Annotated in this window: 23 protein-coding genes and 1 pseudogene; 10 read left to right on the top strand and 14 right to left on the bottom strand. The window is 73.9% G+C overall.

Translation table 11 applies throughout. The features are described from left to right. Positions 1-27: 27 nt before the first annotated feature. Entirely contained in the window at positions 28-270 is a 243-nt protein-coding gene (locus PKE99_RS27220; protein ID WP_271214932.1) for a helix-turn-helix domain-containing protein, read from the bottom strand. A 204-nt stretch (positions 271-474) separates the two neighbouring features. Further along, positions 475-1,037 (bottom strand): annotated as a pseudogene (locus PKE99_RS27215) (cupin domain-containing protein); the annotation flags it as partial. A 307-nt stretch (positions 1,038-1,344) separates the two neighbouring features. Between PKE99_RS27215 and PKE99_RS27210 the strand changes: the two are divergent. From PKE99_RS27210 to PKE99_RS27200, 3 genes are all read left to right on the top strand, one after another. Next, entirely contained in the window at positions 1,345-2,823 is a 1,479-nt protein-coding gene (locus PKE99_RS27210; protein WP_037049997.1) for an aldehyde dehydrogenase, read from the top strand. An 86-nt stretch (positions 2,824-2,909) separates the two neighbouring features. Next, positions 2,910-4,088, top strand: coding sequence for an LLM class flavin-dependent oxidoreductase (locus tag PKE99_RS27205; RefSeq protein WP_037050000.1), 1,179 nt, complete (start codon positions 2,910-2,912; stop codon positions 4,086-4,088). Between the two features lie 898 nt (positions 4,089-4,986). Next, positions 4,987-5,373, top strand: coding sequence for a DUF5313 family protein (locus tag PKE99_RS27200; RefSeq protein WP_037050002.1), 387 nt, complete (start codon positions 4,987-4,989; stop codon positions 5,371-5,373). Between the two features lie 47 nt (positions 5,374-5,420). On the opposite strand, the gene PKE99_RS27195 is transcribed toward PKE99_RS27200, so the two are convergent. From PKE99_RS27195 to PKE99_RS27175, 5 genes are all read right to left on the bottom strand, one after another. Further along, positions 5,421-5,708, bottom strand: coding sequence for a hypothetical protein (locus PKE99_RS27195; protein WP_037050003.1), 288 nt, complete (start codon positions 5,706-5,708; stop codon positions 5,421-5,423). Then, the gene (locus PKE99_RS27190; RefSeq protein WP_037050005.1) at positions 5,705-7,114 is read right to left on the bottom strand and encodes an O-antigen ligase family protein; all 1,410 of its coding nucleotides are present in this window, start codon (positions 7,112-7,114) and stop codon (positions 5,705-5,707) included. Before PKE99_RS27190 ends, PKE99_RS27195 begins: the two co-directional genes overlap by 4 nt. A gap of 161 nt (positions 7,115-7,275) precedes the next feature. Next, complete coding sequence (locus tag PKE99_RS27185) at positions 7,276-8,376, bottom strand: serine hydrolase domain-containing protein (RefSeq protein ID WP_037050006.1); 1,101 nt, start codon at positions 8,374-8,376, stop codon at positions 7,276-7,278. Positions 8,377-8,405: 29 nt separating this feature from the next. Then, positions 8,406-9,179, bottom strand: a complete 774-nt coding sequence (locus PKE99_RS27180; RefSeq protein WP_051737918.1) for a class I SAM-dependent methyltransferase — start codon at positions 9,177-9,179, stop codon at positions 8,406-8,408. Positions 9,180-9,235: 56 nt separating this feature from the next. Then, positions 9,236-10,873 (bottom strand): glycoside hydrolase family 13 protein, encoded by a 1,638-nt coding sequence (locus tag PKE99_RS27175; RefSeq protein WP_037050009.1) that lies wholly within the window; start codon positions 10,871-10,873, stop codon positions 9,236-9,238. Positions 10,874-10,936: 63 nt separating this feature from the next. Here PKE99_RS27175 and PKE99_RS27170 point away from each other — a divergent pair, with 63 nt between their 5' ends. Next, on the top strand, positions 10,937-11,944 hold the full coding sequence (locus PKE99_RS27170; RefSeq protein WP_037050012.1) for a LacI family DNA-binding transcriptional regulator: 1,008 nt from the start codon (positions 10,937-10,939) through the stop codon (positions 11,942-11,944). Positions 11,945-12,141: 197 nt separating this feature from the next. Here PKE99_RS27170 and PKE99_RS27165 read toward each other — a convergent pair whose 3' ends face one another. After that, entirely contained in the window at positions 12,142-12,282 is a 141-nt protein-coding gene (locus PKE99_RS27165) for a hypothetical protein (RefSeq protein WP_197040775.1), read from the bottom strand. 764 nt (positions 12,283-13,046) lie between these two features. Next, positions 13,047-15,161: a copper-translocating P-type ATPase gene (locus PKE99_RS27160; RefSeq protein ID WP_081924527.1), complete on the bottom strand. Its 2,115-nt coding sequence runs from the start codon at positions 15,159-15,161 to the stop codon at positions 13,047-13,049. Positions 15,162-15,496: 335 nt separating this feature from the next. Between PKE99_RS27160 and PKE99_RS27155 the strand changes: the two genes are divergently transcribed. The 4 genes from PKE99_RS27155 (at position 15,497) to eutC (ending at position 18,404) form a co-directional block, all read left to right on the top strand. Beyond that, positions 15,497-15,961 (top strand): amino acid permease, encoded by a 465-nt coding sequence (locus tag PKE99_RS27155; RefSeq protein WP_306470757.1) that lies wholly within the window; start codon positions 15,497-15,499, stop codon positions 15,959-15,961. Between the two features lie 156 nt (positions 15,962-16,117). Beyond that, entirely contained in the window at positions 16,118-17,497 is a 1,380-nt protein-coding gene (locus PKE99_RS27150) for an ethanolamine ammonia-lyase subunit EutB (RefSeq protein WP_037050015.1), read from the top strand. Next, positions 17,494-17,667, top strand: coding sequence for a hypothetical protein (locus PKE99_RS27145; protein WP_156067860.1), 174 nt, complete (start codon positions 17,494-17,496; stop codon positions 17,665-17,667). The genes PKE99_RS27150 and PKE99_RS27145 overlap by 4 nt, the downstream gene beginning before the upstream one ends. Beyond that, positions 17,664-18,404 carry an ethanolamine ammonia-lyase subunit EutC gene (gene eutC / locus PKE99_RS27140; protein WP_037050017.1) on the top strand — a complete coding sequence of 247 codons (741 nt, stop codon included), beginning with the start codon at positions 17,664-17,666 and terminating at the stop codon, positions 18,402-18,404. The genes PKE99_RS27145 and eutC overlap by 4 nt, the downstream gene beginning before the upstream one ends. Here eutC and PKE99_RS27135 read toward each other — a convergent pair. Beyond that, positions 18,401-18,799, bottom strand: a complete 399-nt coding sequence (locus PKE99_RS27135; RefSeq protein ID WP_051737920.1) for a DUF6401 family natural product biosynthesis protein — start codon at positions 18,797-18,799, stop codon at positions 18,401-18,403. The two genes, eutC and PKE99_RS27135, sit on opposite strands and share 4 nt — an antisense overlap. 22 nt (positions 18,800-18,821) lie before the next feature. Then, positions 18,822-19,751, bottom strand: coding sequence for a helix-turn-helix transcriptional regulator (locus PKE99_RS27130; RefSeq protein WP_197040776.1), 930 nt, complete (start codon positions 19,749-19,751; stop codon positions 18,822-18,824). Between the two features lie 101 nt (positions 19,752-19,852). Here PKE99_RS27130 and PKE99_RS27125 point away from each other — a divergent pair, with 101 nt between their 5' ends. Further along, a complete protein-coding gene (locus PKE99_RS27125; protein ID WP_037050019.1) occupies positions 19,853-20,578 on the top strand; it encodes an SDR family oxidoreductase in 726 nt (241 codons plus the stop codon). 139 nt (positions 20,579-20,717) lie between these two features. Then, a complete protein-coding gene (locus PKE99_RS27120) occupies positions 20,718-21,887 on the top strand; it encodes a macrolide family glycosyltransferase (RefSeq protein WP_037050021.1) in 1,170 nt (389 codons plus the stop codon). A gap of 1 nt (position 21,888) precedes the next feature. On the opposite strand, the gene PKE99_RS27115 is transcribed toward PKE99_RS27120, so the two are convergent. Genes PKE99_RS27115 through PKE99_RS27105 form a run of 3 tightly spaced genes read right to left on the bottom strand, consistent with a single transcriptional unit; the run spans position 21,889 to position 24,095 of the window. Then, positions 21,889-22,449, bottom strand: a complete 561-nt coding sequence (locus tag PKE99_RS27115) for a VOC family protein (protein WP_051737921.1) — start codon at positions 22,447-22,449, stop codon at positions 21,889-21,891. Further along, positions 22,446-22,988, bottom strand: coding sequence for an RNA polymerase sigma factor (locus tag PKE99_RS27110; RefSeq protein WP_037050022.1), 543 nt, complete (start codon positions 22,986-22,988; stop codon positions 22,446-22,448). The genes PKE99_RS27115 and PKE99_RS27110 overlap by 4 nt, the downstream gene beginning before the upstream one ends. A 57-nt stretch (positions 22,989-23,045) precedes the next feature. Continuing rightward, complete coding sequence (locus PKE99_RS27105) at positions 23,046-24,095, bottom strand: alpha/beta fold hydrolase (RefSeq protein ID WP_037050025.1); 1,050 nt, start codon at positions 24,093-24,095, stop codon at positions 23,046-23,048. Between the last annotated feature and the right edge of the window lie 51 nt (positions 24,096-24,146).

The raw sequence follows: 24,146 nt of genomic DNA, 5'->3' as shown, positions 1-24,146 counted from the left end.
CCGATATCCGCCGAGCGCCGTCCGGGGCTATCCGGCGCGCTCGCGCAGGGTCTCGCGCGGCAGCTCGCCGAACCGCTCCCGGTACTGCTGGGCGAAGCGGCTCTGGTGGAAGAAGCCCCAGCGCAGCGCCACGTCCGTGACCCGGGTCGACGCCGGGTCGCAGCGCAGCAGCTCGGCGCGGACGTGGTCGAGCCGGATGCGCCGCAGGTGGTTCATCGGCGACTCGCCGAGCTCCTGCTGAAAGGTCGCGTGCAGGGTCCGGACGCTCATGCAGCCCACCCGGGCCAGCTCCTGCGGGGTGAGCGGCTCGTCGGCGTGCTGCTCCATGTAGTCGAGGACGGGCCGCAGCCGCCCCGAGCGGGCGGGATCGGCCGGTGCGAGGAGGGCGTCGGTGTGCTGGTGCCGGCCCGCGTGCAGCAGCTGCGTCATCACGAACGCCTCGTACTGCTCGCGCGCGATCGGCATGTCGGCCAGCCCGCCGGGCCGGTCCAGCTCGCGCACGAAGAACTCGACCGACGCCAGCAGCGTGCGGCCGGCCGCGGTGGTGAGGTCGATCCCGTAGTCGAAGTCCAGCACCTCGTGCACGGGCCGGTTGAGCTGCTCGCTCAGGTGGTCCTCCAGGCTGCGCCGCGGGATCTTGAGGATCAGCTGCTCCGCGTCGGGGGCCAGCGAACGGTGTTCTCCTGGTCCGGCAGCAGCACGATGCCGCTGGTCCGGGCAGTGGTGGTGGCGCGTCCGCCGTCCGTGCGGTTGGCCTCGGTGCGACCCGCCGTCGTCAGGTTGACGTGGTAGCAGTCCTCGGTCGGCGGCATGACGAGCTTCGCGGCCGACTTGTACGTGAGGTAGCCCAGTGTGAACAGCCGGTCCGAGGTGGCGTTGAGCGTCATCTCGAGCCGGTCGTCCGGCGCGGTCAGGTCGTGGTCGAGGTACACCCGCGTCACGGCCTCGCGGGCCTCGTCCAGGCTGTGGGTGTCCAGGATCGGGTAGCGCGTGAGACGGGCGGGAAGGACCTGCACGGGCTCGGCAGCGACCTCCATCCGGACACCTCCTCGTGTCATGGGCGCGGCGCGCTCCCTCACCGCGCTGCGGGCGGCGGGGGAGCCGCCCGATCAAGGCGCCTCCGACAGTAGGGAACCCCGGGCGTCCACTACTAGCCCGAGAGCGCGGCGCGCTATCCGCTGAGTGCAGCGCCGGACGCCCAGGGTGTGCCCCTGATCTCGCACGGAACGGCTCCGCGACTGCGGTCCGCGGATATCGGCGGCCCCCGCCGGATCCCTAGCGTCCCTCGTCGTCCGCCGCCGGATCCGCGGCCGCACCCCGCACCAGTGGAAGAAGGAGAGGTCGATGACGACATCCCTCGAGGAGCTGAAGCTCTTCATCGGCGGCAAGCCCGTCGACGCCCGCTCGGGCCGCACGTTCGAGTCGCTCAACCCGTACACCGGTGAGCCGTGGGCCCGCCTCGCCGACGGCGGCCCGGAGGACGTCGACGAGGCCGTTGCCGCCGCCCGCTCCGCGTTCGAGGGCGAGTGGGGCACGATGACCGGCTTCCAGCGCGCCGCGATCATGCGGAAGTGCGGGGACGCCATCGCCGCCGACGCCGAGCGTCTGGCCCGCCTGGAGGTCAACGACTCCGGCAAGCTGCTGCGCGAGATGCTCGGCCAGCTGAAGTCGCTGCCGCAGTGGTACTACTACTTCTCCGGGCTGGCCGACAAGGTCGAGGGCCGGACCGTGCCGCCGGTCAACCCGAACTACTTCGGCTACACCACCCGCGAGCCCGTCGGCGTGGTCGGCGCGATCACGCCGTGGAACTCGCCGCTGCTGCTGCTGACGTTCAAGCTGGCCCCGGCCCTGGCCGCCGGCTGCACGATGGTCGTCAAGCCGTCGGAGCACGCGCCCGCCTCGACCGTGGCGTTCGCCGAGATCCTGCACGAGGCCGGGTTGCCGGCGGGCGTGCTCAACGTCGTGACGGGCTGGGACCGGTCCACCGGCGAGGCCCTGTCCACGCACCCCGGCGTCGACAAGGTCGCCTTCACCGGCTCGTCGGCGACCGGCGCGAAGGTCGCCCAGGCCGCGGTGGCCAACTTCAACCGGGTCACCCTGGAGCTGGGCGGCAAGTCCCCGCAGATCGTCTTCCCCGACGCCGACCTCGACGCCGCGGCGAACGGCCTGGTCGCGGGGGTGTTCGCGGCCACCGGGCAGACCTGCATGGCCGGCTCCCGGTTGATCGTGCACGCCGACGTGCACGACGCCCTGGTCGAGAAGGTCGTCGCCCGCGCGAACGCCATCGTGCTCGGCGACCCGACCGAGGCCGACACCGAGATGGGCCCGGTGGCGAACCGGCCGCAGTACGAGAAGGTCCTCGGGTACCTGCAGGGCGCGGCCGCGGAGGGCGCGACCTTCGCCTGCGGTGGCGAGCCCGACGCCGAGCGGGGCGGGCTGTTCGTCAAGCCCACTGTGGTCACCAACGTGACGCCGGAGAACACCATCGTGCGCGAGGAGGTGTTCGGGCCGGTCCTGGCCGCCTACACCTTCACGGACGAGGACGAGGCCCTCAAGCTGGCCAACGACACCCCGTACGGGCTGGCCGGCGCGGTCTGGACCAAGGACGTGCACCGCGCCCACCGCGTCGCCGGCAAGCTCCGCGCAGGCACGGTGTGGATCAACGCCTACCGCGTGATCGCCCCCAACATGCCCTTCGGCGGCTTCGGGGCCAGCGGCATCGGCCGGGAGAACGGCGTCGACGCGATCAACGAGTACACCGAGAACAAGTCCGTGTTCGTCGAGCTCACCGGCGGCACCCGCGACCCCTTCCAGCTCGGCTGACCCCAGTAACCGTTCCGCACGAACGGCACTCTCGCTCAGCAGGTTCGAGCGAAGGTGCCGCTCGTTCCTCTGCCCTGGAGACGACCATGACCGTGACCGCCAACGAGCGCCTCGGCCTCGCCCCCACCGACCCCCGCCCCGCGAGCGAGACCCAGCCCGCGGCCGACCGCACCGAGACCAACCCGCTGTTCGGCGACCAGAAGATGAAGCTGGGCCTGTTCGGCACCAACTGCTCCTACGGGCTGATCATGAGCCACGCCCCGTCGAGCTACGAGATCACCTGGGAGCACACCAAGGAGATCGCGCAGCGCGCCGACCGGCTCGGGTTCGACGTCCTGGTCCCCGTCGCCCGCTGGAAGGGCTTCGGCGGGTCCACGAACTTCAACGGCAACTGCTTCGAGACCTACACCTGGGCGGCGGGCGTCGCCGAGGCGACCGAGCGGATCGCGGTCGCCGCGACGTCGCACCTGCCGACGATGCACCCGATCGTCGCGGCCAAGCAGGCGACCACGGTCGACCGCATCTCCGGCGGCCGCTTCGCGCTGAACATGGTGATGGGTTGGGTGCCGCCGGAGATGGAGATGTTCGGCTCCGAGCAGCGCGAGCACGACGAGCGCTACGCCTACGGCCAGGAGTGGCTGAACTTCGTGAACAAGCTCTGGACCGAGCCGGGCACCTTCTCCATCCACTCCAGGTACTTCGACGCCGAGCTGCTCGAGGCCTACCCCAAGCCCCACCAGGGCCCGCGGCCCGCGCTGCTCAACGCGGGCAACTCGCCATCGGGCATCGAGTTCTCCGCCCGCAACGTCGACTTCAACTTCGCCTCGCTGGACACGCTGGAGAACATCAAGGCGTACGTCGAGAAGGTGAAGTCGAAGGCCCGCGACGACTACCAGCGCGACATCCACGTGATGACCTACGGCCTCGTCGTCTGCCGGGACACCGAGGAGGAGGCCAAGCGCGCCTTCCAGCAGGTGGTCGACGAGGGCGACTGGGGCGCCGCGGGCAACGTCATCAAGATCGCAGGGTCCGGGGCCAGCCAGTCCTTCGACCACGCGGTCAAGGAGATGCAGGAGCGCTTCATCGCCGGCTGGGGCGGCTACCCCATCGTCGGCACCCCCGAGCAGGTCACCGAGGAGCTCGGCAAGCTCAACGAGGCCGGCATGGAGGGCATGATCTTCGGGCTCATCGACTACAACGAGGAGCTCAAGTACTTCGGCGACAACGTGATGCCGCTGCTCAAGCAGGCGGGCCTGCGCCACTGACCAGGTCCTGCGTCCCTGCCGACCCGGCCTCGTGCCGGGTCGGCAGGGGTGGTGGTGCGGGGGAACGCGCCGGCGGCCGACTCCATGATCGCTGTGAGTGGGTAGTGGTGGTTGCGCCGGGAGCACTGGTTGCACGGTCTTCGCGATGATGGAGGGTGTGCGGGCGGTCCGGGCGGCTGGTCGGCTCCAAGATCGCTGTGAGTGGGTAGTGGTGGTCGTGTCGGGAGCGCTGGCGACACACTCGTCGCGATCATGAAGACGCTTGGGCTGTCCGAGCCGCTGGCCACGCTCAAGATCGTTGTGAGTGGGCAGTTGTGGTCGTACCGGGAGTACTGGCTGCACGGCCGTCGCGATCATGAGGACGCGTGAGTCGTCGCGGCCGCCGGCCGGTCCCAAGATCGTTGTGAGTGCGCAGCAGGGGTTGTGCCCGGGGCGCTGGCTGCACGGTCGTCGCGATCTTGAGAGGTTCACGGTGGTCCGGGCCGATGGCCGGCTCCATGATCGCTGCGAGTGAGCAGTGGTGGTCGTGGCGGGAGCACTGGTTGCACGGTCTTCGCGATCATGGGGGTGCGCGGGCGGTCCGGGCGGCTGGTCGGCTCCAAGATCGCTGTGAGTGGGTAGTTGTGGTCGTGCCGGGAGCACTGGCTGCACGGTCGTCGCGATCTTGAGGACGCGCGGCTCGTCCGCGCCGGCGGCCGGTCGAAGATCACTGTCGTTGTGCAGTGGTGGTCGTGGAGGGAGCACTGGCTGCACGCTCGTCGCGATCACGGACGGTGCGCGAGCGGTCCGGGCCGCCTGCCACCTTCATGATCGCTGCGAGTGGGCCGTGGTGGTCCGTGTCCGAAGCTCCGCGGTGATCACGCAGTCAGTCCACACCCACCCGACTAGCCTCGGTCGCGTGGCTGTGCAGCGGCCGGGTCCCGCCCGGTGGGTCTGGTACGCGGTCGGCGGGCGGCTGCCGGAGCGGTACCGCGAGTGGGTGCTGTACGACGCGACCTGCCCGACCTGGGTGGCGCGGCACCTGCTGCGCACGGCGCTCCCGCTGACGCTCGTCTCGGTGCCGATCGTGCTGTTCGTGCCCGGGCCGCTGTGGGTGCGGCTGTGCGGGCTGCTGCTGGGCTGGCTGGTGTCCGCCCAGTTCGCGATCTTCCTGCTGCACGACTCGGTGGACCACCGTGTGCGCAGGGCCGGCTATCCGCCGGGCCACGCACAGGCCGTGCGCGATGCCGCGGCCCGCGCCGTCCGGGAGCGCGCCCGGGCCCGGTACGACGACCGCTACCGGTAGGGGACCGCGTCGACCCGGCCGCGCTGCTGGACCGGGCGTCGCGGCGGTCAGAACGGGCTGCCCGGCACCATCGGCGGGGCGGGCTGGACGGCCGGCGCACTGAACCCGCCGACCGGGCCGCAGAGTCCGGCGGGCACGGGCGCGCTGCCCTGCCCGACGGCGACCCCGGTGCCGAGACCGGGCAGGTTCGTGCAGGTGACGTAGGTGGGCGGGCTGAACTGGGCGAGGGCCGGTGCGGCCCCGCCGGCCCAGACCAGCACCCCGCTGGCGGCGAGGACCAGGCCGGCGCGCAGCGCGGTGCGGGCGCCGGTGCGGCCGGAGGACGAGCGACTCATCGGACGGGCTCCTTCGTGACGGTGTCGGTTCGGGCGGGGGCGGGCAGGAGGGTGGCCACGGCGAGGCACACCAGCAGCGGCAACGCGGGGACGTGCCAGAGGAAGTCGAGCGCGCTCTGGGTGGCGAACGCGGCGAGGACGGCGAGCGCCCCGGCGGCGCGGAGCGGGAGACGGCGCGCCTTGCGTGCCCGCCACGCGGCGGCGACCAGCGCGGCGGTACCGGCCAGCACGAGCGTCAGGCCGACGAGTCCGGTCTCCGCGGCGACCTGCAGGTACTCGAGGTGCGTGAACCAGGCGTGCACGAGCCGCCCGGCGTGGTCGACGTAGGTGAGGTCCAGCATCCCCGGACCGACGCCCGTCACAGGGGCGGTGGCGAAGTGCGCCAGCGTCTCCCGGACCAGGTCGACCCGGTCCGCGGACGCGCCGGTCAGCCGGGTCTCGGTGATGGCGTCGACGGCCACGGCCGGGTCGGCCCCGGTCAGCGGGCCGGTGACGAGGTCGGCGAGGCCGAGCAGCACGGCGCCCAGCGCGGTCCCGGCCGCGGCCCGGCGCCGCCGGTCGGCCGCGAGCAGCACGGCGGCGCCCACCACGAGCCCGCCGAGGGCGAGCAGCGGTCGCGCCTCCGCGCCGTCGGGCAGGGAAGGCAGCAGCGCGGCGCACGGCACCGCGACGGCCGGGACCACGGGGTGGAGACCGCGGACGCCGCGACGCCCGGCGGCGGTCGCCAGTAGCACGGCAATCCCGACCGCGAGGGCCAGTACGGCGCCGCGGCTCATCGTGACCGCGAGCCCGAGCACCAGGGTCGCGACCACGGCCCGGCGGAGCAGCGAGCGGGTCGCGGGCAGCGTGACCAGCGCGAGCAGCAGGCCGGTGACCAGCGCGGCGCCGGCCGCGTTGGCGTAGGTGATCGTGGCGGCGGCGCGCCACAGTCCGGAGGAGGGCATCGACAGGGGGGACAGGTGCAGCGCCGTGCCGACCCACCCGGACGCGGCGACGACCACGGCGAGCGCGAGCGCGACGGTCTGCAGCAGCCGCCGCCCCTCCCCGCCGAGCCCGGCCGCGACCGGCAGGGCGACCGCGAGCAGCAGCGCGACGGCGGCGGCCGGGACCGCGTAGGCCACGGCGTCGTCGAGCAGGGCCCGGACCAGCACCCACAGCGCGAAGCCGGCCCAGCAGGCCGCCGCGATCGACAGCGGGCGCGGAACCGGGGCGCGGTGGACCACGGCCAGGACCCCGGCACCGGCGACGAGCGCGGCGACCACCGTGAACGGGCCGGCGTAGAACGCGCCCTGGGCCAGGACGGCCACGCCGAGCGCCGTGCCCAGCAGCGTCGCGCGGCCGTCCCACCCGCCCGTCCGGCGGACAAGCGGGGTCGGGCCGGCCGCCCGCGGCGCGGTGACGATCATGGTGTGTGCTCCCTCACGACTCGGGAGCGTGCACCGTCCGCAGTCGTGGTGCCCTTCGCGCACAAGGCTTCCACTCGACCGTGTGCCACTCGGCCGCGTGGTTCGAAACGCTTCGTGAGCGACGCGCCGAACCGTAGTCGCTCAGCGTGACGGTCGTGGGATCAGCCGACGGTCTTCCAGAAGGCGTGGGTGACGGGTGAGCCGGTGGGGTCGGGCCACATCGCCTGGGTGAGCAGGATGCCGGTGAGGTCGCGGGCGGGGTCGTTGCGCCAGGAGCTGCCGAGGCCGCCGTCCCAGCCGTAGCGGCCGTCGGGTCCGACGCTCATGCCGAGGCCCCACCCGGCACCCCCGAGGAAGAGCCGCGCACCTGCGCGCTGGTCCTCGGTCAGCCGGTTGCGGGTCATCGCGGTGACGGTCTCCTGGCGCAGCACCGGAGCGCCGCCGCGGCGCAGCATGCGGGCGAAGGCCAGCAGGTCGTCGAGCGTGGAGGCCAGCCCACCGCCGCCGGACTCGAACTCCGGCGGCCGGGCCCACCGCCCGTCGACAGGATCGAACACTGCGCCGCCCTGCCATTGCGGCTGGAAGCGGTGCAGCTGCGTGGCCGGCACGGAGAACCCGGTGTCGACCATGCCGAGCGGGGCCAGCACCCGCTCCGTCAGCAGCGCGCCGAGGCTCGTGCCGGCGGCCCGCGCGATCAGGACGCCCAGCGCGTCGGACCCGGTGTGGTAGAGCCAGCGCTCGCCCGGCGGGGCCAGGAGCGGGAGGGTGCCGAGCCGGCGCGCCCACTCGTCGGGCGGCGGCACGGGGTGCGAGCCTGGCGGACCGTCGCCGCCGAGCCGGGCGTCGGCGTAGGCGCGCTGCCAGGGCAGGGTCCCGGGTTCCAGCGGTGGCACACCGAGCCCGGACCGGAACGTCAGCAGGTCCTCGACGGTGATCGGCCGCGGCGCGGGCACGGTGTCGCCCAGCTCCGCGGCCTCGGACCGCAGCACCCGGCGATCGGCGAGCTCGGGGAGCAGCCGGTCCACGTGCTCGTCGAGCCGGATCGTGCCCTCCTCGACCAGCGTGAGCGCGGCGACGGCGGTGATCGGCTTCGAGATCGAGGCGATCCGGAAGAGCGCGTCACGGCGCAGCGGAGGGCCGCCGGGGCCGGTCCCGCCCAGCACGACGACCTCCAGCTCACTCCCGCGCTCGACGCCGGCGACGACCCCGGGCACCGAGCCGTCGGCCACGTACGGGGCGAGGGCGTCCGTGAGGCTGCTCATGCAGGGCCGACCGCCGAGACGCCGGGGACTCATCGGGTCGCGTGCACGGTGAGCAGGACGTCGTCGGGACCGGGCGGCTCGTCGGAGTACCCGGACCGGACGACGACCTCGGCGAACCCGGCCGCGCGGACCGCCGCGGCGATCGCGTCGGCCGACCAGAAGCGGCGCACCCAGCGGTTCAGCTCGGTGTGCACCAGCACGCCGTCGACGAACAGCTCGTAGATCCCGACACCGTGCTCGAGGCCGGTGGCGGGGTCGATCCGGTTGCCGCCGCGGGCGGTGATGACGGCGCCGTCGGGCCGGGTCCACCAGGTCACGCCGCCCGGTGCGCCCGGCGGCTCCGGGCCGGTCTCGACCTCGAAGTGGAAGGTGCCGCCCTGGAGCAGGTGCGCGCGGACGGCGGCGAGCGCGCGGGCCACCTCGTCGTCGCCGGCGACCAGGCCCCAGGACCCGGCGGCGCAGAACGCGGCGCGGTACCGGCGGCGCAGCCGCAGGTTCTCCGCGCGCTGCTCGTGCAGCCGCCCCGAGACGTCGAGGCACTGCTCGGCGGCGTGCTCGCGACAGGCGTCGAGCATGGACGGGGAGGCGTCCACCCCGTCGACGTCGACGCCGGCCGCGAGCAGGGGCAGCAGGAACCGCCCGCTCCCGCACATCAGCTCCAGCACGGGCTCCGCCGCCCCGACCGCGGTGAGCAGGAACGAGAGCTCGTCGGCCGGTGCCGCCGGCTTGTCCAGGTCGTACGCCTGGGTGAGCAGGTCCCGGTACTCCGCCCGGTAACCGGTCGTCTGCTCGCTCGGCTCCACCCGGGCATCGTCGGGGCGCGGCGCGCCCCGCGTCACTCCCGCATCCGGAGCAGCGGCTATGCGACGTGCAGCCAGACCGTCGTGTCCTGCGGGAGCAGTCCGTCGTCGGTCAGCGGGCCGCTGGCCAGCAGCACCTCGGCGCCCTCGGGGAGGGCAAACGGCTCGGCGTCGACGTTGAGCAACAGCGCGAAGCCGTGGTCGCGGGCGAAACCGAGGGCACCGGGCGGGACGTCGAGCCAGGTCAGCGGCCCGTCGCCCAGCGCGGCCGTCTCGCGGCGGATCCGCAGCGCCCGCCGGTACAGCGCGAGCATCGACTCGGGGTCCTTGTCCGCGCGCTCGACGGTGAACCGGGAGAACCACTCGGGCTGCGGGAGCCACGGCTGGTCGTCGCCGGGGCCGAAGCCGAACGGCGGACCGTCGCCGGACCAGGGGATCGGGACGCGGCAGCCGTCCCGGCCACGCTGGGTGTGCCCCGAACGGCGCCAGGTCGGGTCGTCCAGGGACGCCTCCGGCAGGTCCTCGACCTCCGGCAATCCCAGCTCGTCGCCTTGGTAGACGTAGGCGCCGCCGGGCAGCGCGAAGATCAGCAGCGCGGCGGCGCGAGCGCGGCGCAGCCCGGCGTCCAGGTCCGCCGGGAGGTCGATCATCGAGTCGAGCGAGGTGCCGATGCCGGCGGCGGGGTCGCGGGCCAGGCGGGAGGTGTGCCGCGCGACGTCGTGGTTGGACAGCACCCAGGTCGGCGGTGCCCCGACGACGGCGTGCTCGCGCAGCGTGCGCTCGACGGACTCGCGCAGCGCCGGAGCGCGCCAGGCCGCCTTGAGGAAGTCGAAGTTGAAGGCGGTGTGCAGCTCGTCCGGCCGCAGGTAGCGGGCGAAGCGGTCCGCCTCGGGCACCCACGCCTCGGCCACGAACACCTTCGGCGGGTCGTAGGTGTCGGCCACCGCGCGCCACTCGCGGTAGACGTCGTGCACCTCGTCGCGGTCCCAGTGCGGGTGCGGGCCCGGGTCGTGGTGCTGCCGGTCGCCGACGTCCGGGAGCCCCTGCTCCTTGATCAGCGAGTTGGCGACGTCGATCCGGAAGCCGTCCACCCCGCGGTCGAACCAGAACCGCAGGGTCTTCTCGAAGTCGGCGCGGACCTCCGGGTTCTCCCAGTTCAGGTCGGGCTGCTCGACGTCGAACAGGTGCAGGTACCACTCGCCGGGCGTGCCGTCGGGCTCGGTGACGCGGGTCCACGCGCCGCCGCCGAACATCGCGCGCCAGTCGTTGGGCGGCCGGTTGCCGCCGGGCCCGCGCCCGGGCCGGAAGATGTAGCGGTCGCGCTCGGGGGAGCCGGGGCCGGCGCGCAGCGCCTCGCGGAACCACGCGTGCTCGCTCGAGGTGTGGTTCGGGACGATGTCGAGGATGATCCGCAGGTCCCGGTCGTGGGCCTCGCGGACGAGCGCCTCGGCGTCGGCCAGCGTACCGAAGCGGGGGTCGATGTCCCGGTAGTCGGACACGTCGTAGCCCGCGTCGGCCAGCGGCGACGGGTACCACGGGTTGATCCAGATCGCGTCGACGCCCAGGTCGGCGAGATGGTCCAGGCGCTGCCGGAGGCCGGCGACGTCGCCGATGCCGTCGCCGTCGCCGTCCGCGAAGCTGCGGATGTACACCTGGTAGATCACGGCGCTCCGCCACCACGCGGCCGTGTCGGACATGGAACCTCCCGCTCGCGTTGCCTGCTGTTCCATACTGTTCCACAGGTACGGCGGGGAGGCGGGATGGACAGGCGACGGGCCAACATCCGGGACGTGGCGCGCCTCGCCGGCGTCGCGCCGTCGACCGTCTCGCGCTCGTTGTCGGGGACGTCCTACGTCGCCGCCGACACCCGGGAACGCATCCGGCGCGCGGTCGCGGAGCTGGCCTACCTGCCGCCCGAGCGCCCGGTCCGCCGCGCCGCGCCGCCCGCGGTCGCGGCGCTCGCCCGCTTCCCGTCGGCCTGGTTCTTCGCCGAGGCCGTCGGCGGGGTGGAGAAGGTGCTGCGTTCCGGCGGGCACCAGCTGCTGCTGCACAACGTCGGCGACCCCGAGGGCCGCGCGCACGTCTTCGCCACGCTGGAGCGCTGGGCCGTCGCCGGGCTGATCGTCGTGGCGTCGTCGTTCACCGAGGCGGAGCGCGAGGTGCTGGAGCGGCTCGCCGTGCCGATCGCCGTCGTCGGCGGGACGTTCCCGGGGCGGCCGCGGGTGGGGATCGACGACCGCGCCGGGGCAGCGACCGCGGTGCGGCACCTGGTCGCGCTGGGGCACACGGAGATCGGTCTGCTGTCCTTCGATCCCGACGACACGGTCGGGCGGGACACCACGGACGCCCGCCGCGTCGGGTTCACCGAGGCCCTCGCGGAGGCCGGGCTGCCGCTGCGGCCGGAGTGGGTGATCCCGGCGGGGCACGACGCCGTCGCCGGCGCCCGGGCCGTCGAGCGGCTGCTCAGTGGTCCCCGGCTGCCCACCGCCCTGCTCGCGATGTCCGACGAGATGGCCCTCGGCGCCCTGCGGACGCTGCGGCGGGCCGGGCTCGACGTGCCCGGCCAGATGTCCGTCGTCGGGTTCGACGACCAGGCGGTGGCCGAGTTCGCCGACCTCACCACCGTCGCGCAACCGGCCCGTGAGCAGGGCGAACGCGCCGCGGCGCTGCTGCTCGACGCGCTGGCCGGACGGCTGGACGAGGTCCCGGACGTCGACCTGCCCACGCGGCTTGTGGTCCGCGGGACGAGCGGGCCGCCGCGCACCTGATCGGTTTCTGTCGGTGGGTCGTGCTGCACTGGGTGCGGGCCGCGAAGGGAGGCCGCGATGTTCGTGCACGGCCACCCGCGTGCGCTGGGCTGGGTGAAAGGGCACTACCGCGCGCCCAATGCGCCGGAGGGGGAGCAGCTGGGGTTCGAGCTGGAGTTCGCCGCGCCGCCGATCCCCCGGCCGCGCGCGGCGGAGGATCAGCCGGTGAGGTCGCGGTCGCGCGTCTCACCGAGCACGTTGATCACGGCCGCCAGCGAGAGGTAGAGCACGATCGCGATGCCGCCGAAGCCGCTCTGGAGCAGGGTCGCCACGAGCGGCAGCACTGCGCCGCCCAACACCCCCGAGGCTGTAGGCGATCGACGCGCCGGAGTAGGCCGGGATTGCGGTGCAGGAGCCGCTCCTGCGCGGCTGGTGCGCCACATCCGCCTCGGCGGCTGGTCGTGATCGTTGCTTGTGGAGTGGGGGAGTCAGTTTTCCGCCCCTCCTGCTCCGGAAGCGGTGATCTTGTGAGTGGCGGTGGCGGTTGCTGCGGCGCGGCGTGGAGCTCGGCGAACCTCATGATCGCTGGTTGCGGAGCAGAAGAGTCGTTCTTCCGACCGTGCTGCTCCACAATGGATGATCTTGCGGAGGCTGGCGCCGCTAGCTGCTGCGGAGTGACAGTGGGCCGAGTCGGCGAACCCGTGATCGCCGGATAGGGAACGGAAGCCCCGCTTGCCCCGGTTCTTGTTCCACGACTGGTGATCTTGAGCGCGAGGGCGGTGCGGGGCACGGGTCGTGGCGCGGGAGCGTCCTGCGCGGCTGATGCGCCGCAACTGCCACCGGGATAGGTCATGATCGCCGGTTGCGGAGCGGGGAAGTCGTCCCTTCGACCGTGCTGCTCCGCAGTCAGTGATCTTGTTCCCGGGCTGCGGCGCGACAGTGGAGCTCGGCCGGCTGCCCCTGGTCGTCAGATGTGGAGCGGGAGGGTCGTTTTCCCGACCGTCCTGCTCCAGGATCGGCGATCTCGTCAGGGAGCGGGCCCCGTGATCGCCGGTGGTGGAGCGGGAGCCGCGCTCACCGCGGGTCTCGTTCCACGACCGGCGATCTTCGATGCGACGGTCGGTCAGGCCAGGTGGTCGGGGCGGAGGTCGACCCGGCGCAGGAGCTGGGCGTTGGCCGCGACGACGATCGTCGAGAGGCTCATCAGGATCGCCCCGACCGCGGGCGGCAGCACGAACCCGACCCCGGCCAGCACGCCCGCGGCCAGGGGGACGCTGATCAGGTTGTAGCCCGTTGCCCACGCCAGGTTCTGCAGCATCTTGCGGTAGCCGGCGCGGGACAGCTCGATCACCGACAGCACCGCCCGCGGGTCGTCGGAGGCGAGGACCACGCCCGCGGACTCGATGGCGACGTCCGTGCCGGCGCCGATCGCGATGCCGACGTCCGCGCGGGCCAGGGCGGGGGCGTCGTTGACACCGTCGCCGACCATCGCCACGGTGTGGCCGCGCTCCTGCAGCCGGGCCACCGCCGCGTCCTTGTCCTCGGGCAGGACCTCGGCGAACACCTCGTCGACCCCCACCTCGGCGCCGACGGCCTCCGCCACCGGCCGGGCGTCGCCGGTGATCATCACCGCGCGGACGCCCCGGTCGTGCAGGGCGCGAACAGCGGCCTTCGACTCGAGGCGGACCGCGTCGGCCAGGGCGAGGGCGCCCACGACCGCATCGTCGCGCAGCACGTAGAGCACGGTGCTGCCCGCGGCGGCCCACTCGGCGGCCTGCGCCGACACCTCCCGCGGCACCGGCGCCCCCGACTCGCGGAGCAGCCCGGGGCCGCCGACCGCGATCTCCGCGCCGTCGACCTCGGCCCGGACGCCCCGTCCGGTGAGCGAGCGGAAGCCGGTGGCCCGGGAAGCCGCGGGCACGGTCTCGCGGGCGGCCGCCACGACCGCCTTCGCCAGCGGGTGCTCGCTGTCGGCCTCGACGGCGGCGGCCAGCGGCAGGGTCTCCGCCGCCCCCACCGTCCCGACGACGGCGGGCCGCCCGGTGGTCAGCGTGCCGGTCTTGTCGAACAGCACGGCGTCGACCTTGCGCATCCGCTCCAGCGCCAGCCGGTCCTTCACGAGGATGCCGGTGCGCGCCGCCCGCGCCGTCGAGATCGCGATGACCAGCGGGATCGCCAGGCCGAGCGCGTGCGGGCAGGAGATCACCAGCACGGTGACGGTGCGCTCGACCGCGGCCGAGACGTCGCCGAGCAGGACCCACACCACGAACGTCACCACCGCGACGCCCGACGCGAACCAGAACAGCAGCGCCGCGGCCCGGTCGGCCAGCGCCTGGGCGCGGGACCGCGAGGTCTGCGCCTGCTCGACGAGCCGACGGATGCCCGCCAGCGCCGTGTCCTCGCCGACCTTGTCGACGCGCACGCGGACCGCCGAGTCCGTGGCCACCGTCCCGGCGACGACGCGGTCGCCCACCTGCCGCGTGACGGTCCGGGACTCGCCGGTGATCATCGACTCGTCGACCGCGGCCTCGCCGTCGACGACCACACCGTCGGCCGGCACCCGCCCGCCCGACCGGACGAGGACGGTGTCGCCCGCGACCAGGGCGTCGAGCGGGACCTCCTCCACCCCGGCGTCCGTGACGCGCTCGGCGGAGTCGGGCAGCAGGGCGGCGAGCGCGTCGAGGGCGCCGGACGCCTGCCCGAGCGCGCGCATCTCCAGCCAGTGCCCGAGCAGCATGATCACGACGAGGAGTGCCAGCTCCCACCAGAAGTCGAGCATCAGCAGGCGGGCGGTGGTGAGCGCGCTCGCGACGAACGCGACCGTGATCGCCAGCCCGATGAGCAGCATCATCCCCGGCTGCCGAGCCTTGATCTCCGACCACGCGCCGGTCAGGAAGGGTGCGCCGCCCCAGAGGAAGACGACGGTGCCGAGCAGCGGCGAGATCCACCACGTCCAGCCGGGCAGCTCGTAGCCCAGCAGGTCGGCGAACATCGGGCTGAACGCCACCACGGGGACGGCCAGCGCGAGGTTCCACCAGAACCGGTCGCGGAACTGGGCGGCGTGGTCCCCGTGCCCCCCGTGAGCGCCGTGCCCCCCGTGCCCGGCACCGTGACCCGCGTGCCCCTCGCGACCTGCGTGCACCTCCTGACCGCCGTGTTCCCCGTGGGTCACGTGCCCGGCGTGCCCGTCGTGCGACGTCTCGCCGGGCGTCGCGACACCGTGTTCCCGGTGGTCCATCTCCGCCTCCCTGGTGGGTCCGCGTTCGTGCACGCACGAACGACCATACCCCCCGTGGGTATTCCCGCGAAGCTGGAAACCTCGGCGTGAGCCGCCGGTCATCAACCGTTCGTACCGTTCGGGCGGTACCGGACACGGTGCCGGGACGGCGACGCGGGAGGCCTCGTGGGCACGACACCGACGGACGGGAGCACCGCCGGGAACACACCGACCGCCGACGGCGGTGAGTACCTCGCCCGGCGCCAGTTACGCCGCGGCGCGGCCGGCTGGGTGCTGCTGGCGGGCCTCGGCGTCGGATACGTGATCTCCGGCGACTTCGTCGCGACCGGGGCCTGGTGCTCGTGCTCTCCACCGGGGCGCTGGGCGCGAGCGCGCGGTCGGAGTCCGGCAACCCGCTCGTCGAGGCACTGGGCGAGGGCGCGGCCGCCACCGTCGTCAACGACATCGGTCTCGCAGGCCTGATCGCGAGCTTCTTCTCGATCATCTACGCCTACTCGCGGCAGACCTTCGCCCTGTCCCGCGCCGGGTACCTGCCGCGGGTCCTGTCGGTCACCAACGGGCGCAAGGCCCCCACGCTCGCCCTGATCGTGCCGGGGATCATCGGCTTCCTGCTCTCGCTCACCGGCCAGGGCGCGACGCTGCTGGACATGGCGGTGTTCGGCGCCGCGCTCAGCTACGTGCTGATGATGGTCAGCCACATCGTGCTGCGCCGTCACGAGCCGGACATGCCGCGCCCGTACCGCACGCCGGGCGGCGTCCGGACGACCGGGTTCGCCCTGGTCGTCGCGGTGATGCCGTGATCGCGACCTTCGTCGTCGACAGCGTCGCCGCCCTGTGCACGCTGGGCGCGTTCGCGTTGTTCATGGCGTACTTCGGCTTCTACAGTCGGCACCACCTGGTGGCGAGTGCCCCGACGAGGAGTTCGCCGCCCTGGCCGCGGCCGAGAGGGACCTCGAATGAGACGTCGGACCACCCTCGGCGGGCACACCTACGAGTTCGCAGACCTGAAGGCGCTGCTCGCAGCGGCCACGCCGGAGCGGTCGGGCGACGTCCTCGCCGGGATCGCGGCGGCGTCGGAGCAGGAGCGGGTCGCCGCGCAGGAGATTCTCGCCGACCTGCCGCTGGCGACGTTCCTGCAGGAGCAGGTCGTTCCCTACGAGACGGACGAGGTCACCCGCCTGATCGTCGACGGCCACGACGCCGCGGCGTTCGCCCCGGTCGCGGCGATGACGGTCGGGGAGTTCCGCGACCACCTGCTCGATCCCGGCACCGACACGACGGTGCTGAAGGACGGCCTCACCCCCGAGATGGTGGCGGCCACCAGCAAGCTCATGCGGGTCCAGGACCTGATCGCCGTGGCCCGCCGCACCCCGGTGGTCACGGCGTTCCGCTCCACCGTCGGGCTGCCCGGCACGATGGCGACCCGGCTGCAGCCCAACGACCCGACGGACGACCCGGTCGGCGTCACGGCGTCCATCGTGGACGGTCTGCTCCTCGGCTGCGGCGACGCCGTCATCGGGATCAACCCCGCCACCGACTCGCCCCAGCGCACCACCGACCTGCTGCACCTGCTCGACGAGGTCCGGGCCCGCTACGACATCCCGACCCAGAGCTGCGTGCTCGCGCACGTCACGACGTCGCTGGAGATCATGCAGCGCGGAGCACCGGTCGACCTGGTGTTCCAGTCGATCGCCGGTACGCAGGCGGCCAACGAGGGCTTCGGCGTGACGCTCGACCTGCTCCGCGAGGCGCACGAGGCGGCGCTCGCGCTGAAGCGCGGCACCGTCGGCACGAACTGCATGTACTTCGAGACCGGCCAGGGCGCCGCGCTGTCCGGCGATGCCCATCACGGCGTGGACCAGCAGACCCTCGAGGCGCGGGCCTACGGGGTGGCGCGGGCGTTCGACCCGCTGCTGGTCAACACGGTCGTCGGGTTCATCGGGCCGGAGTACCTCTACGACGGCAAGCAGATCACCCGCGCCGGCCTGGAGGACCACTTCTGCGGCACGCTTCTCGGCGTCCCGATGGGCGTGGACGTCTGCTACACCAACCACGCCGAGGCCGACGCGGACGACACCGACACCCTGCTCACGCTGCTCGGCGTGGCGGGCTGCTCGTTCGTGATCTGCGTGCCGGGCGGCGACGACGTGATGCTGCACTACCAGTCGCTGTCCTTCCATGATGCGCTGTACGCACGACAGGTGCTGGGACTCGCCCCGGCGCCCGAGTTCGCGGCCTGGCTGGAACGGATGGAGCTCATGACCGGAGACGGGCGGATCAGGGAGCTGGGCGCGGACTCGTCCGCGCTGCGGGCGCTCACGGAGGGTGTGCGGTGACGGACCGGGCCGCTGCGTGGCGGCGCCGGGCGGAGGAGGCGACGGGCTCCCGTCCGGTCGGCCCGCGGAACCCGGGCGACGGGGTGCTCGACGACATCGACGCGCTGCTGGCCGAGGAGGAGGGTCCGGACTCACCGAAGGGTGAGGACGACCGGGAACCCCTGCTGTGACGGTTCCCGCGACCGAGGGTCCGGTCGACCCGTTCGCCCGGCTGCGCGCGGCCACCCGTGCCCGCGTCGCGCTCGGCCGCGCCGGCGACGCCCTGCCGACCGCCGAGCTGCTGGAGCTGCGGGCCGCCCACGCGGCCGCCCGGGACGCCGTGCACGCGCCGCTCGACGTCGGCGCGGTCATCGAGGAGCTCCGCGGGCTGGGCCTCGACGTTCGCACCGCGACCAGCGCCGCGCACGACCGCGCCGAGTACCTCCAGCGTCCCGACCTGGGCCGACGGCTCTCCGGCGCGGACGACCTCGCACCGGGGGAGTACGACGTCGCCTTCGTGGTCGCCGACGGGCTCTCCCCGCTCGCCGTGCACCGGCACGCCGCGCCGCTGCTGCGCGAGGTCCTGGCCCGGCTGGACGGCTGGCGGGTCGCCCCGATCGTCGTCGCCACTCAGGCGCGCGTGGCGTTGGGCGACGAGATCGGCGCGGCCCTGGGCGCCGAGGCCGTGGTCGTGCTGGTGGGGGAGCGGCCAGGGATGAGCTCGACGGACTCGCTGGGCGCGTACCTGACGTACGCCCCCCGGCGCGGCCGCCGCGACTCCGAGCGCAACTGCCTGTCCAACATCCGCCCGCCGCACGGCACCGGTTACGAGGCCGCCGCGACCACGCTCGCGATGCTGCTCACGGAGTCGCGGCGGCTGCGCCTGTCCGGGGTGCGGCTCAAGGCCGACCCGGCGCTCGACAGTTAGACCGTGCCGCGCGAAACCAGCTGGCACACCGCGATCAGGCGCAGCGTCGCCCAGTCCGTGGGGCGCCAGATCCCCTTCTGCGGCAACGCGATCGTGGCCCCGCTGCGGCGCTGCTCGTCGAGCAGGGAGCGGGCGTAGGCGGCCAGCCGCACGGCACCGCCGGCGGTGGTCCGGGTCGGGGTGAGGGTGGCGACCGAGCCACCGCCGGAACGGCGCATCCCGTCCCGCACGATGTCCCGCACCGCCGCCGCGTGCTGGTCGACGACGGCCGCGAGGGCCGGTTCGGCCGCGACCGCCCGGAGTCCCGGCCGGCCGACCGTCTCCATCAGGCGGCGGAGGAGGCGGTGGGCTTTCCACTCGACGACGGCGGCGCGCAGATCCCGCAGCAGGCTCACGCGCAAATCGTAGCCAGCGATTTCACCGGATCGGGTGATCCGTGAGCCGATCGGTCGGCGTGGCGCGCCGGTCGGGAGCCCGGTCCGGCCGGCCGTCCGCCGCACCGTTCACCTCGCCGTGCGACTCGATCCCGAGGACCCGCAGGAGGGCGAGCGCCTCGGCCTCCGGCGTGCCCGGAGCGGCCGAGTAGACGAGCAGCATCTGGTCGTCGAACGCGTCGTGCAGGGTGTCGCAGTCCAGCGTCAGCTCGCCGACCTGGGGGTGCCGGATGCGCTTGCGGTCGCCGTGGCGCACCCGCACGGTCCGCTCGGCCCACATCCGGGCGAACCGCTCGCTGCCCTTCTCCAGGGCCGCGATCAACCGGTGGAGGCCCGGGTCGTCCGGATACCGGGCGGAGGAGCTGCGCAGGTCCGAGACGAGCGCGCGGTCGAGGCGGTCGCGCTCGGCGTCGTCGTCCGTGACGACCCGGCTGCCGGACCCGAGGAAGGCCAGCCGGGCCATGTTGCGCTCCCCGGGCGGCACCGCCGACAGGTCTCCGAGCAGGGCGGCGGCCATCGCGTTCCAGGCCAGCACGTCCATCCGGGCGTTGAACAGCAGCACGGGCAGATCGGTCAGCCGGTCCATCAGCCGCAGCAGGCTGGGCCGCGGTTCGCCCGAGATCGTGCCCGGTGCCGGCGGCCGCACCCCGCCGAGCGTGAACAGGTGGTCCCGTTCGTCCGTGCTCAGCCGCAGCGCGCGGCCCAACGCGCCCAGCACGGCGTCGGACGGGTGCGGGCCGCGGCCCTGCTCGAGGCGGGTCAGGTAGTCGACGGAGATCCCGGCGACCTGCGCGACCTCCTCGCGGCGTAGGCCGGGGGTGCGGCGGCGGGTGCCGGCAGGCAGGCCGAGGTCGGCGGGGCGCAGCCGCTCCCGCCACGTCCGCAGGGTCCTGCCCAGTTCCGTCCGGTCCACGTCCTCCAGCATGCCGGGCGGCGACGGGCCCAGCCTGGTACCGCGGGTCCCACGATCCGCCGGACCTGGTCGCGTCCGGGACGCCAGCGCACGGTGGAGTCATGAGCGAGAACACGATCGCCCTGGTGACCGGGGCCAACAAGGGACTGGGCCGCGAGACGGTCCGTCGCCTCGCCGCGCTGGGCTGGACGGTGCTGCTGGGGTCGCGGGACGCCGGGCGCGGCGCCGCGACGGTGGACGAACTGCAGGGCGCCGAGCTGGCGGGCACGGTCGAGGTGCTGCCGATCGACGTCACCTCCGACGAGTCCGTGCAGGCCGCCGCGAAGGAGGTCGAGGAGCGGTACGGCCGGCTCGACGTCCTGGTCAACAACGCCGGCATCACCGGCCCCCGGGTGGAGGTGCGGGAGACCGGCGCCGACGCCCTGCGGGAGGTCTTCGAGACCAACGTGTTCGGGCCGGTCCGGGTGACCCGTGCCTTCCTCCCGCTGCTGGAGCGCTCGGCGGCGCCGCGGATCGTGATGGTGTCCAGCGGCCTCGGCTCCCTGACGATCACCGCGGACCCGGCGCGCATCGAGTCGCAGATCCTGTCACTGACCTACCCGTCGTCGAAGTCCGCGCTGAACATGATCACGACGCAGTACGCCAAGGCGCTGCCGCGGTTCCGGGTCAACGCCGCCGACCCCGGCTACACCGCCACGGACCTCAACGGGCACAGCGGCCACCAGACCGTGACCGAGGGGACCGACGCGATCGTGGAGCTCGCGCAGGTCGGGCCGGACGGGCCCACGGGCACCTACCGCGACCGCGCCGGCGAAATCCCGTGGTGATCGGGCGCCGGTGCCCCTAACCTCGGCGCCGTGATCCAGCAGCTCTACGGCTGAGGAGGCCGTGCCCCGACGACCCCGCCTCCCGCGCGGGGTCGTCCGCATGTCCGTCCGTCGCACCCGCAGAGCTCCTGGAGTCCCCTTGTCGCACATCCTCATGGCCGGCGTCGGCGCGCACGGCCACACCAACCCGCACCTGGGCGTCGTCGCCGAGCTGGCCGAACGCGGCCACCGCGTCTCCTGGGTCATCCCCGGGTCCTTCGCCGCGACCGTCGCGGCGGCGGGCGCGGTCCCGCTCGTCGTCGACTCCCTGGTGCCGGACGAGTCGCGGGGCGAGTCGTGGCCGGAGGACCCCGTCGCCGGCATGTCGATCTTCCTCGACGAGGCGGAGCACGTGTACCCGCAGGTCGAGAAGGCCCTCGCCGGCGACCCGCCCGACCTCGTGCTCTACGACATCGGCGGCTACCCCGGTCGCGCCCTCGCGGCGCGGTGGTGCCTGCCGCTCGTCCAGCTCTCGCCGTCGATGGTGGCGTGGGAGGGGTTCGAGGAGGACATGGCCGAGGCGCTGGCCTTCCGCAACACCCCGGAGCACGCCGCGTACCAGCGGCGGTTCCGGGCGTGGCTCGACGGGCTCGGCATCGCGCTCACGCCGGACGAGTTCGCCGGCCGGCCGCCGCGCTGCGTCGTCGAGATCCCGCGGGCCATGCAGCCGAACGCCGACCGGGTCGACGAGCGCGTGTACACCTTCGTCGGGCCGGCGCTGGACCGGCGGCACGAGGAGTGGCCGGCCGATCCGTCGGGCACGGAGCAGATGGTGCTGGTGTCGCTGGGGTCGAACTACACCCGGCAGCCGGACCTCTACCGGGCCTGTGTCGAGGCCTTCGCGCCGCTCGGCTGGCGGGTCGTGATCGCCGCGGGGGCGCACGTGTCGGCCGCGGAGATCGGGCCGTTGCCGTCGAACGTCGAGGTCCACCGGTGGGTGCCGCAGTTCGCGGCGCTCGGCCACGCCCGCGCCTTCGTGACGCACGCCGGCTCCGGCGGCTGCTCGGAGGGGCTCTACCAGGGCGTCCCGATGATCGCGGTGCCGCAGGCCGTCGACCAGTTCGGCAACGCGGCGCTGCTCGAGGCGCTCGGGGTCGGCCGGCACGTCCCGCGGGAGGAGGCGACGGCGGAGCGGCTGCGGCAGGCGTTGCTCGAGCTCACCGAGTCGCCGGAGGTGGCGACCCGCTGCGCCGCCCTGCGCGCGGAGGTCCGGGCGGAGGGTGGCGCCCGGGCCGCGGCCGACGTCGTGGAGTCCCTGCTGCCGGCGTGAGTCAGGAGTCGGCGGGGGCGCGGGAGACCATCCAGCGGTGCCCGGCGGGGTCGACGACGACGCCGCCGCGCCCGTAGGGCGAGTCCGTGACCGGCCGCTCCAGGTACGCACCCCGCGCGACCGCCCGTTCCACCACGGCGTCGGGGTCGGCGACCTCGAGGCGCAGCGACACCGACACCGCGTCCGGCGCCGGCGCCCGCAGCCCCAGCTCGGGGAACTCCTCGGCGAGCATCACGACCGAGTCGCCGAGCGCCATCTCCGCGTGCCCGATCCGCCCGTCCGGCATCACGATCGGCTCGCCGCGGCGGACCGCGCCGAACACGTCGACGTAGAAGTCGAGGGCGGCCTCGGCGTCGGGGACGGCCAGGTACGGGGTCAGCGTGTGCAGCGGCAGTGCCGCCGCGGCGGTGGTCGCGGACTCGTCGGTCAGGCTCACGCGGCCCTCCTCGCTCTCGGGCCCGAGCACCAGCCGTTCGAGGCGCCCGCGCAACCGCGCGGCGAACCCCGGATCGGGGTGGACGGGCCGGATCGGCTCGCGGAGGACGTCCAGCGGATCGGTCATGCCGGGCCTCCTCCGGTCCAGTCGGTGTGGGCGGTGTAGCTGCGCCGGTACGCGCCGCGCGCCCGGACGAGCAGCGCCTCGGTGGCGTGCACGGTCCGGCCCATGATCTCGGCGACCTCGGGGACGGAGAGCCCGTCGAGGTAACGCAGGGTCAGGGCGGCCCGGTGCTGCGGGGCCTGGGCGTCGAGGACCTCGCGGGCGAGCAGGGCGTCGAGCTCGGCCTCCCAGGGGTCCTCGGCCTCCGGTGCCTCCAGCACCCGGAGCGCGCGGTCCCGGATCTCCAGCGACCGCCAGTGGTCGACGAGCTTGTGCCGGGCGATCCCGACCAGCCACGCCGTGCTGACCCGCGGCGTGCCGGACCGGCACGCCGCGACCGCGGCCAGGAACACCTCCGCCGTGAGGTCCTCGGCGAGCGCCCGCCGGCCGCAGCGGGCCAGCAGGTAGCCGTAGATCTCGGGCAGCGCGGAGTCGTACAGGGCGAGCAGGTCGAGCCCCGGGTCGGGCTCGACCCCGCTCGTGGGGCCCTGTGGTCCGCTCACACCCCTCCATCGGACGGCGCGGCGGCGCTCCGACGGTCGTTCACCCGATCGTCGTACTCAGGCACCGGCGAGGAACGCGAGCAGGACCTCGGTCCAGCGGTCCGCGGCGTCGACGTGCGGGCCGTGCCCGCTGCCGTCGAAGATCTCGACGGTGACCCGCCCGCCCGCGGCGGCGTACGCGTCGAGCACCTCGCGGATCTGGGTGACCATCGGCTGCGCGGGGAATCCCTCCTCGCCGGGCCAACCGGGGACCGCGCCGCTCGCGCCGAGCACGCCGAAGTCGAGCGGGGACGCGTCGGACACGACGAGGTCCGCGCTCCCGTGGGTCCAGAGCACCGGCGGCTTCGGGTCGAGGTCCACGAGGTCCGCCCACCGGCAGTACTTCGGCGACAACGCGTTCAGGATGCCGCGGCTGCCGGGCGCGATGCCCGGCCAGTGCGACGACGTCGCGGTGTCACCGGGGTAGCCGTCGTCGCCGACGAGGGTCTTGAGCACCTCCGCGACCAGGACGTCCTCGCGGTCCGAGGGCAGCTGGTAGGTCGGCGACCAGTACAGCGCCCGCATGACGTTGCGGATGGAGAAGGCGCTCTCGTCCGAGGCGTCCTGCGCGGCGAGCCGCGCGACGACCTCGGGGTTGGCCGCGCCGCCGCCCGAACCGGCGAAGTCGGGGGAGACCGGCGAGCCGTCGGCGCGGACGCCGCCGTAGCCGTAGGGGGAGACCGGGTCGAGGAAGGTCAGCGAGGCGACGGGCAGGCTCTTCGCGTACGCGGCGATCGCGGCGCCGGCCGTGGACCAGCCCACGAGGTGCGGCGGCCGGTCGATCCCGAGGGCGCGCAGCAGCGAGGCGGTGTCGTCCGCCCAGTCGCCGAGGCCGCGGGTGGCGTCGAGCGCCTTCGGCTCGGTGTCGCCGAAGCCGCGCATGTCCGGCGCGATCACCCGGTACCGCTCGCCCAACCGGGGCATGAGGTGCTCGTAGAAGCGGGCGGTGGAGAGGTTGCCGTGCAGCAGGACGAGCGGCTCGCCGCCCTCGGGACCGGACTCCAGCAGGTGCATGCGGAGGCGGTCGGTGTCGACGGTGGCGGACCGCACTCCGCGCAGCAGCGTCATGGCGTGATCGTCGGGGGCCGGTGGCGTGTGGTCAATCCGCCGTCCGGCAGG

It is taken from the genome of Pseudonocardia halophobica (assembly GCF_027922425.1).
GTDB classification, from domain to species: domain Bacteria; phylum Actinomycetota; class Actinomycetes; order Mycobacteriales; family Pseudonocardiaceae; genus Pseudonocardia; species Pseudonocardia halophobica.
Note: the sequence above shows the minus strand (reverse complement) of the source record. Positions and strands in the feature narration are given on the sequence as shown.